The organism is Achromobacter veterisilvae (genome assembly GCF_900496975.1).
Classification (GTDB): Bacteria; Pseudomonadota; Gammaproteobacteria; order Burkholderiales; family Burkholderiaceae_B; genus Achromobacter; species Achromobacter veterisilvae.
Map to the genome: position 1 here is coordinate 51,593 of NZ_UFQC01000018.1, position 13,213 is coordinate 64,805.

Sequence of the window (13,213 nt, forward strand, 5' to 3'; positions counted from 1 at the left end):
GTGCGCGAAGACGATGGAATGCGCGCTGGATCTACGAGGCTAGCCGTCGCCGGCCTGCCCGACGATCTGCCGCGCCACGTCCGCCAGCGACAGCCCGCCGTCCATGGCGGCGCGTTGCAGGCGTTCGTGCGCGGCCTGTTCCGTCAGGCCGTAGCGGCCGATCAGGATCCGCTTGGCGCGGTCGATGCGCCTGGTTTCGTCCAGCGCGCCGCGCGCGGCGGCCAGCGCGTCGTCGGCTTGCTGCATGCGCAGCGCCTGTTCGCGCATCATGTCCAGGATGGGCCGTTCCAGTTCGCCGCCCACGCCGTCCGGCGGCGGCGCGTCCACGACGCGGCCGTGCACGCCATACACCATGCTGGGCGCGCGGCCGCTGGCATGGTCGGCGTAGCGGCTGAGCAGCAGGCGGCGGTCGTCCAGTTCCTGGCGGGCTTCGGCGATGCGCTGGGCGCAGCGCTGGGCCAGGGCCTGGGCCAGCAGGCTTTCCAGCCCGCGCATGGCGTCGATGCGCGCGGTGTACAGGTCGAACCACAGTTCGGCCAGGCCGGCGTCCACGGGCTGCCCGGCCGAAGTGCGCTGCGCCACGTCGCGCATGCGGCGCACCTGCCCGCCCTGTTGCTGGATCCGTTCCCAGCATTGCAGGGCGTCGGGTTCGGCGTACTGCACGAAGATGCCGAAGCTGCGTTCCTGGCTGGCGGCCAGGCCCAGCATGCGGGCCTTTTGCGCGTCGCTGAAGCAGCCGGCGGTGTAGCCCATGACGCCGCAGGCGCGTTCCTGGCCGCTCAGTTCCTTGCCCTGCATGAAATTCAGCAGCGCCACCAGGTTGCGCGCCACGCCGGGGTCCAGCGCGGCGTCCGCGGTTTCGAAGACGATGGCCAGCAGGCTGCCCACGGCCTGGGTGAAGCGCGCGTCGGCGTCTTCGGCCGGCACGCGCCGGTCGCGGACCAGCCGCCGCAGCCCGGCAAGCTCATCCAGCCGGAACAGGGAATAGGCGATGCCGTTGAGCAGCCGGGCCCGGGCGTTGCCCGGGTCCGCCGCCAGCCCGTCCAGCAGTTGGCGGACTTCCGCCTCGACCGCCTCGGCGTCCCCGGTCAGACCGGCCAGCGCCGGCTGCAGGCGCGCGTCGGCGCTGCACAGGTACAGGTTGGAATAGCCGCGTTCCTTCTGCAGCGCATGCGCCAGCGCGCCGATGCGCACGACCAGGTCGCAACTGCGCGCCAGGGCTTCCAGGCCATGGAGTTCGCTGCGGCGCGCGGCGAGCAGGAAGCGCAGCGGCGGCGGCATGTGGCGTTCGGCCATGGAGGCTCCGGTCTCGGTCGGATGAGGTTCAGGCGCTTCGGCGCGACCCGGCGTCGGGCAGCGCGGGGGCTTCGGGGATGCCGAACATCCGGCAGGCGGCAACCTGGCCGATCACCAGCACCGCGGGGCTGCGCAGGCGGAACGCGTCCGCGTCGGCGGCCATGGCCGCGACCGTGGACGCGCATTCGCGCTGGCCGGGCAGGCTGGCGTTTTCGATCATCGCCACGGGGGTATCGGCGGCCATGCCGGCCGCCAGCAACTGGCTGCGCATGTCTTGCAGTTTGGCGACTCCCATGTAGACCACCAGCGTCGTGCCGCCGCGCGCCAGCGCGGACCAGTCGGGCGCGCCGCCGTCCTGGGTGTGGGCTGTGACCAGTGTAACGCCCGTGGCCAGCCCGCGTTGCGTCAGCGGGATGCCGACGGCGGTCGCGGCGGCCAGGCCGGCGGTGATGCCGTTGACGACCTCGCAGGCCACGCCGCGGGCGCTCAGCCACTGGGCCTCTTCGCCGCCCCGTCCGAAGATGCAGGGGTCGCCGCCTTTCAGCCGCGCCACGCGCAGCCCCTGCCGGGCGTAGCGCAGCATCAGGCGCTGGATGAAATCCTGCGGGGTCGAACGGCACCCGCCGCGCTTGCCCACGCGCACGATGCGCGCGCGGGGGCAGTATTCGAGGACCCGCGGGTCGACCAGGTCGTCCACCAGGGCCACGTCGGCCTGGCCCAGGGCCTTGACCGCTTTGAGCGTCAGCAGCTCCGGATCTCCGGGGCCCGCGCCGATCAGCCAGACGGCAGGATTCATGATGGGTGTCCTTGCGTTCATGAGTGGAGGGAAACGAGGGCGAGCGCGATGGCAAGCACCAGGCTCAGGCCCTTCCAGAAGGCCAGCGGATTGCGTTCCAGCAGGGGCAGGCGCTCGCCGCGCCGGGCGGCCTCGCCGGGATGGCGCAGCGCGTGGGTGAATTCGGACAGCTCCGGGGTGCGCGAGCGCGGATCGGGATGCAGCGCGCGGCTGAGCACCCCGTCGATCCACGCGGGAATCTCGCGGTCGCGGTCCAGCACCGACACGTAATTCAGGCGCAATTGCGCGGCGCGGCTGCGGGCCCGCGCCGCGTCCGGCCCATAGGGCAGGCGGCCCGACAGCATCTGGTAGAGCATCGCGGCCAGCGAATAGAGGTCGGACCGCGGCGTGCCGGCCTCGCCCAGGAAGTACTCGGGCGCGGCGTACTGCGCCGTGCCCAGCACCGGGCCGGGGTGGTCCCCGGCCGGCGCCAGTTCCTCGATGCCCGCGGCCTTGGCGGAGCCCAGGTCGATGATCTTCGCCGTGCCGTCCGGCGTAATGAGGACGTTGTCCGGCCGCAGGTCCTGGTGCACCAGTTCCAGGCGGTGCAGGGCCTGCAGGCCGCGGGCGATCTGCTCGACGATCGCGATGGCGGCGTCCAGGGCGGGCCGGGGATGGGCCGCCATCCATTGCGTCAGGGTGCGGCCTTCGATGTACTCGCTGGCGGTGTACAGGTAGCGGCGCGGCCTGTCGCGCGGCCAGGCGCGCACCACGTGGCGGCTGTCGATGCGGCGGGCGATCCATTCCTCGGTCAGCAGCCGTTCCAGGTAGGCCGGGTCGTGCCGCAAGTCCAGCGAGGGAATCTTGATGACGGCCTGCCCGCCGCTGGCGAGGTCGCGCGCCAGGTAGACATGGCTGCGGCTGCTGGCGCGCAGTTCGTCCAGGATGCGGAAGCCCTCGAAATCCTGGCCCGCCGACAACAGCGGCGGACAGGGCAGGTCGCGGCTGTAGTCGCCCAGCTCGCTGGCCTGGCGGCCGGGCAGGGCGTCGACGCGGACGATCTGCACCGTCAGGTTGTCTCCGCTGCCGCGTTCATAGGCCAGCGCGGCCAGCTTGCGGGCGGCCTCGTCCAGGCAGCCGGGGTGCGCGGCCACGGCCTCGGCCATGTCGCGCGCGCCCACGTGTTCGTAGACGCCGTCGGTCGCCAGCAGAAAGACGTCGCCCGGTTCCAGCGGCTGGGTGTGGTAGTCGATCTCCAACTGCGGGGCCAGCCCCAGCGCGCGGCTCAAGCAGCTTTTGTCGCGCGCGATCCAGACGCGATGGTCGTCGGTCAGTTGTTCCAGCGCGCCGTTGCGCAGACGGTAGAGGCGGGCGTCGCCCACGTGCAGGATATGCGCGGTGGCGGACTTCAGCACCATCACCGTCATCGCGCATACGTATCCGCGGTCGCGGTCCGGGTCGTGGCGCTGCCGGGTCTGGGCATGCAGCCAGGCGTTGGCCGCGCCCAGCACCTTCTGCGCCGATTTTTTCACCGACCAGGTTTCCGGCGTGCAGTAGTAGTCCTCCAGAAAGCTCGCGACCGCGGTCTCGCTGGCGATGCGGCCGACCTCGCTGCTGCTGATGCCGTCGGCCAGCGCGACCGCGATGCCTTTTGCGCCCAGCAGCGGTTCGCCGGGCAGGCACAGGCCATGGAAGTCCTGGTTGACGGGCTTCCTGCCGGGCTCGCTGTGCTGGCCCGCCGCGACCTTCAGGGAGGCGGCGCGCTCGCGGGGCGCGTAGCTGTTCATGGCCGGCGGATCTCAGTTGAAGCTGCGCTTGGGCGCGGTCTTCATGTGCGTGGTGTAGAGCGTCAGGCCGGTCAGCGACAGCCCGCCGATCAGGTTGCCCAGCACCACGGGGATCTCGTTCCAGACCATGTAGTCCATGATCGAGAAGTTGCCGCCCAGGATCAGGGCCGAGGGGAACAGGAACATGTTCACGACGGAATGTTCGAAGCCCATGGCGAAGAACAGCATGATGGGCATCCACATGGCGATCACCTTGCCGCTGACGGTGGTGGAGATCATGGCGCCGACGACGCCCAGCGACACCATCCAGTTGCACAGCACGCCGCGCACGAAGATCGTCAGCATGCCGCCCGCGCCGTATTCCTTGTAGCCCAGCGTGCGGTTCTCGCCGATGTGCGAAATGACCTCGCCGACCTTGCTGGGCGGCGTCGAGAAGCCGTAGGTGAAGACGATGGCCATCAGGAAGGCCACCGTCAGCGCGCCCAGGAAGTTGCCCACGAAGATCACGCCCCAGTGCCGCAGCACGCCCTTGAGCGTGACGCCGGGGCGGCGGTCCATGAGCGCCAGCGGGGTCAGGACGAACACGCCCGTCAGCAGGTCGAAACCCATCAGGTAGAGGATGCAGAAGCCGACCGGGAAGAGCGCGGCGCCCAGGATGGGCGAGCCCGTCTGCACGGAGACGGTGACGGCGAACACCGCCGAAAGCGCCAGGATGGCGCCGGCCATGTAGGCGCGGATGAGCGCGTCGCGGGTGGCCATGTAGATCTTGGATTCGCCGGCGTCCACCATCTTGGTGACGAATTCGGCAGGGACAATGTAGGACATGATGGCTTCCTGTTTCTGGAGGGAGGGGCAATTGCGGGGCAAGGCAGGGGCGTCAGCGGATTTCCACCGCGTCGGCGTTGAGCCGCGCGCGCCATGCGCGCAGCCGCTGGTCGGGGTACTGCACGCAGCTTCCGTCCGCCAGGCGGAAGTGCTGCTTGTAGAGCGGCGAGGCAACCACGAGTTCGCCGCCCAGGTGGCCGACGATGCCGCGGCCGATGACGTTGGCGCCGGACCGGGGGTCGCGGTTCTCGATGGCGTACACGCCGCCGTCCTCGGCCTGCGGCACGTAGAACAGCGCGATCTGCACGCCCTCGACCAGCGCGACCACGCCGGAATGGGGCACCAGGTCCTGGCGGCGGCAGACGGGCCGCCAGGCTTGCGGTTCATGGGCTGGGACGTCCATCAGGAGATCTCCTCGGCTATGGGAATGACGCGGGCGGGGGCGGGCCGGGGCTGGCCGCGCTCCTGCACGAACTGGATATCGGGGTCCGGGCGGCTGTCGTTCACGAAGGTGCGGAAGCGCTTGAGCTTTTCCGGATCGTTCAGGGCGTTGGCCCATTCGCATTCGTAGCGGTCCACCACTAGCTGCATCTGGGCCTCGAGTTCGGCGCACAGGCCCAGGCTGTCTTCCAGCACCACCTGCTTCAGGTAGTCCAGGCCGCCTTCCAGCGATTCGCGCCACACGGAGGTGCGCTGCAGCTTGTCCGCGGTGCGGATGTAGAACATCAGCACGCGGTCGATGACGCGGATGAGCATGGCGTCGTCCAGGTCGGTGGCGAAGAGTTCGGCGTGGCGCGGGCGCATGCCGCCGTTGCCGCAGACGTAGAGGTTCCAGCCGTTCTCGGTGGCGATCACGCCGATGTCCTTGCTCTGCGCTTCGGCGCATTCGCGCGTGCAGCCCGAGACGGCGAACTTCAGCTTGTGCGGCGAGCGCAGGCCCTTGTAGCGGTGTTCGATGTCCAGCGCCATCCGCACGCTGTCCTGCACGCCGTAGCGGCACCAGGTGCTGCCCACGCAGGACTTCACGGTGCGGGTGGACTTGCCGTAGGCGTGGCCGGTCTCGAATCCCGCGGCGATCAGCTCGCTCCAGATGTCGGGCAGTTCGTGCAGTTGCGCGCCGAACAGGTCGATGCGCTGGCCGCCGGTGATCTTGGTGTACAGCCCGTACTTCTTCGCGACGGCGCCGATGGCGATCAGCCCGTCGGGCGTGATCTCGCCGGCCGGAATGCGCGGCACCACCGAATAGGTGCCGTTCTTCTGCATGTTGGCCATGAAGGTGTCGTTGGTGTCTTGCAGCGGCACCAGGCGGGGGTCCTGGATGGGGCGGTTCCAGCAGGACGCGAGGATGGAGCCGACGGCGGGCTTGCAGATGTCGCAGCCCAGTTGGCCGCGCCCATGGCTGGCCAGCAATTGTTCGAAGGTTTCGATGCCGCCCACGCGCACGATCGCGTAGAGTTCCTGGCGGGTGTAGGCGAAGTGTTCGCACAGGCTCTTGTCCACGGCGACGCCGCGCGCCGCCAGTTCATGCTCCACCACCTGCTTGAGCAGGCCGGCGCAGCCGCCGCAGCCCGTGGCGGCCTTGGTGCAGCCTTTGATGGCGGCCAGGTCCGCGCAGCCGCCGTCGATGGCGTCGCAGATGGCGCCCTTGCTTACGTTGTGGCAGGAACAGACGGTGGCCGAGGCGGGCAGCGCGTCCACGCCGAGCAGCGGGGCGGCCTGCCCCTGGGGCAGGATCAGGCCGGCCGGGTCGGCGGGCGGCGCGATGCCGTTCTGCACGTATTGCAGCAGCGTGTCGTAATAGCTGTTGTCGCCGACCAGGACGGCGCCCAGCACGCGCTTGCCGTCGGCCGACACCACCAGGCGGCGGTAGCCGGCGCCGGCTTCGTCGATGTAGCGGTAGCTGCGCGCGCCGGGCGTCGCGCCATGGGCGTCGCCGATCGAGCCCACGTCCACGCCCAGCAGCTTGAGCTTGGTGGACATGTCGGCGCCGGCGAAGGGCTGCGCGGTTTCGCCGCAAAGCGCGGCTGCCACGGTGCGCGCCATCTGGTAGCCGGGCGCCACCAGGCCGAACACGCTGCCGTTCCAGGCCGCGCATTCGCCGATGGCGTAGATGTGTTCGTCGCTGCTGCGGCAGAAATCGTCGATGGCCACGCCGCCGCGTTCGGCCAGCGTCAGCCCGGCCTTGCGCGCCAGCGCCACCTGCGGACGGATGCCGGCCGAGAACACGATCAGGTCGGTTTCCAGCGGCGCGCCTTCGGCGAAGCGCATGCGGTAGCGGTATTGCGTGCCGGGCCGGATGTCCTGGGTGGCGCGCGAGAGGTGCACGCCCACGCCCAGCGATTCGATGCGCGCCCGCAGCGCGGCGCCGCCTTGTTCGTCCAGTTGCACCGGCATCAGGCGCGGCGCGAATTCCACCACGTGCGCCTCCAGGTCCAGCGACTTCAGCGCGTTGGCCGCCTCCAGCCCCAGCAGTCCGCCGCCCACGACCACGCCGCGCCGCGCGCCGTGGGCGGCCTCGCGGATCAGGTCCAGGTCGTCGAGCGTGCGGTACACCAGGCGCGACGCGCCTTCGGCGCCCGCGATCGGCGGCACGAAAGGATAGGAGCCCGTGGCCAGGACCAGCTTGTCGTAGGCCTGGCGGCCCTGCGCGGTGACGATCTCGCGATGGCGCCGGTCGATTTCCAGGACGGCCGTGCCCAGGTGCAGGATCACGCCTTCGGTCTCGTAGAGCGCCGCGTCGCCCAGCGCCATCGAGTCGGCGTCGCGTCCGTTCAGGTATTCGGACAGGTGCACGCGGTCATAGGCGCGGCGGCTTTCTTCGCCGAAGACGTGGATGCGGTAGCGCGCCAGCGCGCCGCGGGCGATCAACTGCTCGACGCAATGGTGGCCCACCATGCCGTTGCCGATGACAACGAGGGTCTGCAGGGAATCGGATGTGGCCGATACGTTCATGGGATATCCCCGGGCTTGGATATTCAGGTTTCGGAAGACGAAAGGCGCCCTGGACCTTGCGGTCGGGGCGCCTTTGCCGGTGTTGCTCAAGTTGTCTTGCCGGCCTTGCGGCCCGCATGCCAGACATCAAGCAAAGTCCGTGCCAGGAATTCCGCATGCGGCCGCCAGGGGCCGGAATGCCGGGACATGCCAGGGAGCGGGGGAGGGAACGGCCGCGCGGGCGGGCCGCGAGGCGGGCGGGGCCGCAAAGGCCGCTGCGTCAAGCCGGTGCATAGTCCTGTGCGCGCTGCACCCGTTTGGCGCGGCGCAGCAAACCCGCGCGGCGCGGGCTGCTAGCCGAACGCCGCCCGCACGGCGGAGAAGGCCGCGGCCACCAGCGGGTCGTCCCGCCGGGAGGCCTGGGTAATGAAGGAAAGTTCCGCCTGGATCGACAGCTCTTTCACCAGCAGCAGGCCGCTGGCCTGGGATTCGCGCAGGGCGATGGAGTCGCGCGCGAGCGACAGGCCGACGCCGGAACGCACCAGGTCCAGCATCGACGATTCCTGGTCCACCTCCGCCACCGCGTTGGGCGCGATGCCCAGGGCGTCGAAGCGGGCCGACAGCAGCCGGTGGTGCACGGAATCCGGCGGCGTCCAGATCCAGGGCAGCGCCGCGATCTCGGCCCAGCCCCGGCCGGCCACTTGCGCGCCCCAGCCCTTGGGGGCCACGACGCAATACGCGAACGAGGCCAGCGGCAGCGCCTCCAGCCCGGCCGGGCCGCCGGTGTCGCCCTGCGGCCCCAGGAAGAAACCCACGTCCAGTTCGCCCGAGCGTATCTGCCGGCCGACCGATCCCGACATGCCGTGGCGCAGGGTGGGGCGGATCTTCGGATAGTGCTCCACCATGTATTGCAGGGTGGCGCCCAGGCGCAGGAACTCCGGGTCGAGGATGGTGCCGATGCGCAGCTCGCCCTGGACGGTATCGCGCAGGGCGCCGATGGCGCGCTGGAAATCGTCCAGCGCGTCCAGGATCCGCTGCGCCGACGGCAGCAGCGCCCGGCCGTCGGCATTGGGCGCCAGGCCCTGGGCGGTGCGCGAGAACAGCGTCAGGTCCAGCGATTCCTGGAAGCTCTTCAGTTGCAGGCTCAGCGCGGGCTGGGTCAGGTGGAGATGCTCGGCCGCGCGCGTCAGGTTGCCTTCGCGGGCCACGGCGGCAAAGGTGCGGATGTGCTTCAGGTCCATGGGCGGGTCCGGGAATCGATCGACTCAATACCGCAAAGCCTATCAGGGCGCGGCGGAAATTCTTCACGCGGGCCTTGCGTGTTTCTTTTTTGTCCCGTAGAGTGGGACCGAATCTCGAAATTCGGGATTAATAAAAAAAGATGGGTGGCCATCGCGGCGCGGGACAACTACGTGCCCGGATGGTTCTCAATCTGCACATCAGGAGACAAATGATGTATCGAAGCATCTTTACGCTCGTTGTGTCGTCAGTGATGGCCGGCGCCGGTATGGCGTATGCCGGCAATGCCTCGGCCGCGGGCTATCCCGACAAACCCATCAAGATCGTCATTCCCTATTCCGCGGGCGGGGGCACCGACCAGTTCATGCGCATCGTGTCCGAGCGCGCGTCCCGGCTTTTCGGCCAGCCCATCACTATCCTCAACAAGCCGGGCGGCAGCACGGTGATCGGCGTCAACGCGGTCATCGGCGCCGCGCCCGACGGCTACACGCTGCTGGTGTCCACCAACACCAGCTACACCCTGATCCCCTACGTCATGTCGCCGCAGCCCTATGCGCCGGAGAAGTCGCTGGACTATGTGGCCACGCTGGGGCAGACGGCCATGGTGCTGACCGCGAACAAGGCCATGCCGTCCGATCTCAAGACGGTGCTGGACGAGGCCAGGAAGAGCCCTGGCCGCTACACCTACGCCACCTATGGCATGGGGTCGTCCACCCACCTGGCCGGCGAAGTGTTCATGAACGACACCGGCGTGGAGTTCCGCCACATTCCGTACAAGGGCGTGGAGGCGGTCACCGCGCTGGCGGGCAATCAGGTGGATTTGATGATCGACGGCGTCAATGCCGCGGGCACCATGCTCGACGCCGGCAAGACCAAGGCGCTGGTCGTCCTGCAGCGGCAGCGTTCGCAGTTCCTGCCCGATACGCCGACCCTGGCCGAGGCCGGCTATCCGCAGGCGGCGGAGAACATCATTTCCTATGTCATGGCCGCGCCCAAGGGCACGCCGGCGCCCATTATCGACAAATTGCAGCGGGGCTTCGCCGAAGCCCTGCGCGACCCCGCCGTGCTGGAGCAGATCAAGGCCATGCGCACGGAGGCGGCATTCAAGGGACCGGAGGAAACGCGCGAGTTCGTGGCCGGACAGTCGGCGATGTTCAAGGACATCGTGGAAAAAAAGCACATCAAGTTCTGAGCGGATGAACGCAATGAGTTATCACGAAGATGAAGTGCGGGTGCCGGGCGCGACCTGGTGGGATGTCATTGCGGGGCATGCGCGCCAGCATCCGGCCCGCGTCGCGCTGGCGCACGGCGATGCATCGATCACCTACGGGGAACTGACGGGCCGGGTCGAACGCTGCGCCGCGGGCCTGAGCGCGCGGGGCGTCGTTGCGGGCGATTGCGTGGCGATGCTGGCCCCGCCCACGCCAGAAGCGATGGTGTCGTTCCTGGCCGCGGCCCGGCTGGGCGCCTTGTGGGTGGGCCTGAACCCGCGCTACCAGCCGCGCGAAGTGGCGTATGTGATCGGGCATGCCCGCCCCAGACTGGTGATCTCGATCGCTTCGTTCGAGGAACGGCGCTACGCCGACGATTTGCGCGATGCGCTCGACAGCCTGGAGCCCGGCGCGGCGCGCCCGGCGCTGGTGTTCTACCAGGGCGATACGCCGGGCGACGGCAGCCTGGAGCGCGCCCTGGCAGGCGCCGAAGGCGTCCCGCCGGCATGCCCGGCGCCGTATGGCGACCCGGCCCAGCCCAGCATGCTGGTCTACACCTCGGGCACCACGGGCAAGCCCAAAGGGGTCTTGCTCAGCCAGACGGCGCTGATCTACCGTTCGACCGTGCAGGCGCGCACCTTCGCCACCGCCAGCCATCCCGTGGTCATCAACTTCGCGCCCATCAACCATATCGGCGGCATGCATTTCCGCGGCCTGTCGCAAATCCTGGCCGGCGGCACCATCGTCTACCAGGAACGCTATCGTCCGGCCGACGTCATGGGCCTGATCGAAAAGCACCGCGTCAATATGCTGATGCTGGGCTCGACCATGCTGCAGATGCTGATCCGCGAACCTTCGTTCGACATGGCCATCATGCGCCGGATGGAGTGGTTCATTTTCTCGGGCGCGGCCATTCCCATGCCCATTCTGCGGCGCGTCCAGGAACACTGCCCGCGGATAGGCTCGACCTACGGCCTGACCGAATCCTGCGGATCGGTCAGCTATATCGTGGCCAGCGACACCCTGGAGGCGGCCGCCTACACCATCGGGCGCGCCATCCCCGATGGCCAACTGCGCGTGGTCGACGAGCACGGCGAGCCGGGCCCGGCGGGCGAGCAGGGCGAACTACAGGTGCGCCGGCGCTACAGCATGAACGGCTACCTGCGCGACGAGGCCGCCACCGCCGAAGCCTTCACGGCCGATGGCTGGCTCAAGACCGGCGACATGGCGGTATGCGACGAGACCGGCAACTTCCGCCTGGTCGGCCGCATCAAGGAAATGTACAAATCCGGCGGCTACAACGTGTACCCGCGCGAAATCGAAGTCGTGCTCGAACAGCATCCCCACGTGTTGATGTCGGCCGTGATCGCGGTCGACGACGAGCTCTACCAGCAAGTGGGCCACGCCCATCTGATCCTCAAGCCCGAGGGCGCCGTGTCCGAGTCCGAGCTGGCGCATTGGTGCCGCGAGCGCATGGCCAACTACAAAGTGCCCAAGCGCTTTTTCATCCGCAGCGCCCTGCCGATGCTCTCCATAGGCAAGGTCGACAAAATCGCCTTGCGACAACAGCCCTGACAGCACCCGCCATGTCGAATCCCCTGAACCGATACCATCGCATCCTGCACGCCGTCTCCGGCCATTCCCTTGGCCTGTCGCTGGCCGACCTGGCCGCGGCTACCGGCCTGCCGCGCAGCACCACCCACCGGCTGGCCACTTCGCTGCGCGAAATCGACTACCTCGGCGTGGACGACGCCACCGGCAATTTCGTGCTGGGCGACGGCCTGGTCCGCCTGATGCGCGCGAGCCTGACGCAGGACAGCAAGCTGGCCCTGTTCAACCCGGCGTTGAACTTCGTGGTGGGGCGGTTGGAGGAAACCGCATTCTGCGCGCGGCTGCTGAACGACGAGGTGGACCTGGTGCAGGCCGTCACGCCCACCCGCAAGGACCAGCTCTATATCTATCCCGGCGTGGGCAGCCGGCCGCTGGACAAGTGTTCGTCGAGCAAGGCCATCCTGGCCTATCTGGATCCGCCGCGCATCCAGGCGCTGCTGGAGCCGCTGGCGCGCAGCACGCCCAGCTTGCGGGTCGCCGATTTGATGGACGAACTCGACCAGGTGCATCGACAGGGGTTCGCCGTCTGCGACGGCGAAATCGACGAAGGTGTCCTGAGCGTCGCCTGCCCCGTCATGGACGGGCAGGCGCGCGGCCTGTACAGCATCGGCGTGGTCGGCCCGGCTGCCCGGCTCAAGTCGCACGATCTGCGCGAGATCGTCTCGGTATTGCATTCGGCCGCGGATCTGGCGGCCGCCGAATTGTTGAACGTCTAGGATGGATGGACATGAAGGAAATCATTTCGGTGGAGAAGGCGGGGCCGGTGGCGACCGTCACGATAGACCGCGGCGCCAAGCGCAATGCCTTGACCCAGGACATGGTGCTGCGCCTGACGGACATCGCGCTGGAATTCCAGCAGGACACCTCGACCGCCTGCGTCGTGCTCAGCGGCAATGGCGCCGAGTTCTCGGCGGGCATCGACCTGGGCGACCCCGCGCGCTGGAAGCAGGACGACAGGACTGCGCTGGAAAAGCGCGCCCTGGCCCTGCGCGGAACCCGCCTGTGCAAAGCGTGGGAAGACATGCCGCAGATCACGATCGCCGCCGTCGAAGGCATGAATGTGGGCGGCGGCATCGCCCTCACGCTGGCGTGCGACTGGCGCGTGATGGGCCGGTCGGCCTATTTGTTCGTGCCGGAAGTGCAGATCGGCATCCCGCTGGGCTGGCAGACCATCCCGCGGCTGGTAAACCTGACCGGGCCGGCGCGCGCGAAGCAGATCGTTCTGCTGGGAGAAAAAATGTCGGCCGACAAGGCGCTGGAATGGGGCGTGGCGGATTTCGTCGTGCCCGACGGCGCGGCCCGCGGCCATGCGCGGGCGCTGGCCGAACGCATCAGCAAAATGCCCGACCTCGCGGTGCGCATGTCCAAGCAAAGCATCAACGCCTACGCCAACGCCCTCAACCACCTGGGCAGCCATATGGACGTGGACCAGGCCATGTTGTGCGGGCAATCCGCCGATGCGGCCGCCGCGCGCGACCGCTACGGCCGATGAGTTTCCATCGCCGCCGCGTGGCGGCGTCGTTTTTTCCAACCGCCTA

11 protein-coding genes are annotated in these 13,213 nt (G+C 68.8%); 4 read left to right on the plus strand and 7 right to left on the minus strand.

Features of this window, described 5'->3' with window-relative positions; all coding sequences use genetic code 11:
- Positions 1 to 39: 39 nt before the first annotated feature.
- The 7 genes from AVE30378_RS17615 to AVE30378_RS17645 form a co-directional block, all read right to left on the minus strand.
- Positions 40 to 1,296: a nitrate- and nitrite sensing domain-containing protein gene (locus tag AVE30378_RS17615; RefSeq protein WP_129242165.1), complete on the minus strand. Its 1,257-nt coding sequence runs from the start codon at positions 1,294 to 1,296 to the stop codon at positions 40 to 42.
- A gap of 28 nt (positions 1,297 to 1,324) precedes the next feature.
- The gene (gene cobA, locus AVE30378_RS17620; protein ID WP_129242166.1) at positions 1,325 to 2,092 is read right to left on the minus strand and encodes a uroporphyrinogen-III C-methyltransferase; all 768 of its coding nucleotides are present in this window, start codon (positions 2,090 to 2,092) and stop codon (positions 1,325 to 1,327) included.
- A 17-nt stretch (positions 2,093 to 2,109) separates the two neighbouring features.
- Entirely contained in the window at positions 2,110 to 3,858 is a 1,749-nt protein-coding gene (locus tag AVE30378_RS17625; protein WP_129242167.1) for a bifunctional protein-serine/threonine kinase/phosphatase, read from the minus strand.
- A gap of 12 nt (positions 3,859 to 3,870) precedes the next feature.
- On the minus strand, positions 3,871 to 4,683 hold the full coding sequence (locus tag AVE30378_RS17630; RefSeq protein WP_129242168.1) for a formate/nitrite transporter family protein: 813 nt from the start codon (positions 4,681 to 4,683) through the stop codon (positions 3,871 to 3,873).
- A gap of 52 nt (positions 4,684 to 4,735) precedes the next feature.
- On the minus strand, positions 4,736 to 5,086 hold the full coding sequence (nirD, locus tag AVE30378_RS17635; RefSeq protein ID WP_129242169.1) for a nitrite reductase small subunit NirD: 351 nt from the start codon (positions 5,084 to 5,086) through the stop codon (positions 4,736 to 4,738).
- A complete protein-coding gene (gene nirB, locus AVE30378_RS17640) occupies positions 5,086 to 7,635 on the minus strand; it encodes a nitrite reductase large subunit NirB (RefSeq protein WP_129242170.1) in 2,550 nt (849 codons plus the stop codon). The genes nirD and nirB overlap by 1 nt, the downstream gene beginning before the upstream one ends.
- 332 nt (positions 7,636 to 7,967) lie before the next feature.
- Positions 7,968 to 8,855 (minus strand): LysR family transcriptional regulator, encoded by an 888-nt coding sequence (locus AVE30378_RS17645; RefSeq protein ID WP_129242171.1) that lies wholly within the window; start codon positions 8,853 to 8,855, stop codon positions 7,968 to 7,970.
- Positions 8,856 to 9,064: 209 nt separating this feature from the next.
- Here AVE30378_RS17645 and AVE30378_RS17650 point away from each other — a divergent pair, with 209 nt between their 5' ends.
- Genes AVE30378_RS17650 through AVE30378_RS17665 form a run of 4 tightly spaced genes read left to right on the plus strand, consistent with a single transcriptional unit; the run spans position 9,065 to position 13,167 of the window.
- The gene (locus AVE30378_RS17650; protein ID WP_244235084.1) at positions 9,065 to 10,045 is read left to right on the plus strand and encodes a Bug family tripartite tricarboxylate transporter substrate binding protein; all 981 of its coding nucleotides are present in this window, start codon (positions 9,065 to 9,067) and stop codon (positions 10,043 to 10,045) included.
- 13 nt (positions 10,046 to 10,058) lie between these two features.
- Positions 10,059 to 11,639 (plus strand): class I adenylate-forming enzyme family protein, encoded by a 1,581-nt coding sequence (locus AVE30378_RS17655; protein ID WP_129242172.1) that lies wholly within the window; start codon positions 10,059 to 10,061, stop codon positions 11,637 to 11,639.
- An 11-nt stretch (positions 11,640 to 11,650) separates the two neighbouring features.
- Positions 11,651 to 12,391 carry an IclR family transcriptional regulator gene (locus AVE30378_RS17660; protein WP_129242173.1) on the plus strand — a complete coding sequence of 247 codons (741 nt, stop codon included), beginning with the start codon at positions 11,651 to 11,653 and terminating at the stop codon, positions 12,389 to 12,391.
- Between the two features lie 11 nt (positions 12,392 to 12,402).
- Positions 12,403 to 13,167 carry an enoyl-CoA hydratase/isomerase family protein gene (locus AVE30378_RS17665; protein WP_129242174.1) on the plus strand — a complete coding sequence of 255 codons (765 nt, stop codon included), beginning with the start codon at positions 12,403 to 12,405 and terminating at the stop codon, positions 13,165 to 13,167.
- Positions 13,168 to 13,213: the final 46 nt, after the last annotated feature.

Excerpts from the sequence above, each read along its gene's own strand:
- AVE30378_RS17615 (WP_129242165.1), bottom strand. The coding sequence starts at position 1,296 with ATGGCCGAACGCCACATGCCGCCGCCGCTGCGCTTCCTGCTCGCCGCG.
- cobA (WP_129242166.1), bottom strand. The coding sequence starts at position 2,092 with ATGAATCCTGCCGTCTGGCTGATCGGCGCGGGCCCCGGAGATCCGGAG.
- AVE30378_RS17625 (WP_129242167.1), bottom strand. The coding sequence starts at position 3,858 with ATGAACAGCTACGCGCCCCGCGAGCGCGCCGCCTCCCTGAAGGTCGCG.
- AVE30378_RS17630 (WP_129242168.1), bottom strand. The coding sequence starts at position 4,683 with ATGTCCTACATTGTCCCTGCCGAATTCGTCACCAAGATGGTGGACGCC.
- nirD (WP_129242169.1), bottom strand. The coding sequence starts at position 5,086 with ATGGACGTCCCAGCCCATGAACCGCAAGCCTGGCGGCCCGTCTGCCGC.
- nirB (WP_129242170.1), bottom strand. The coding sequence starts at position 7,635 with ATGAACGTATCGGCCACATCCGATTCCCTGCAGACCCTCGTTGTCATC.
- AVE30378_RS17645 (WP_129242171.1), bottom strand. The coding sequence starts at position 8,855 with ATGGACCTGAAGCACATCCGCACCTTTGCCGCCGTGGCCCGCGAAGGC.
- AVE30378_RS17650 (WP_244235084.1), top strand. The coding sequence starts at position 9,065 with ATGATGTATCGAAGCATCTTTACGCTCGTTGTGTCGTCAGTGATGGCC.
- AVE30378_RS17655 (WP_129242172.1), top strand. The coding sequence starts at position 10,059 with ATGAGTTATCACGAAGATGAAGTGCGGGTGCCGGGCGCGACCTGGTGG.
- AVE30378_RS17660 (WP_129242173.1), top strand. The coding sequence starts at position 11,651 with ATGTCGAATCCCCTGAACCGATACCATCGCATCCTGCACGCCGTCTCC.
- AVE30378_RS17665 (WP_129242174.1), top strand. The coding sequence starts at position 12,403 with ATGAAGGAAATCATTTCGGTGGAGAAGGCGGGGCCGGTGGCGACCGTC.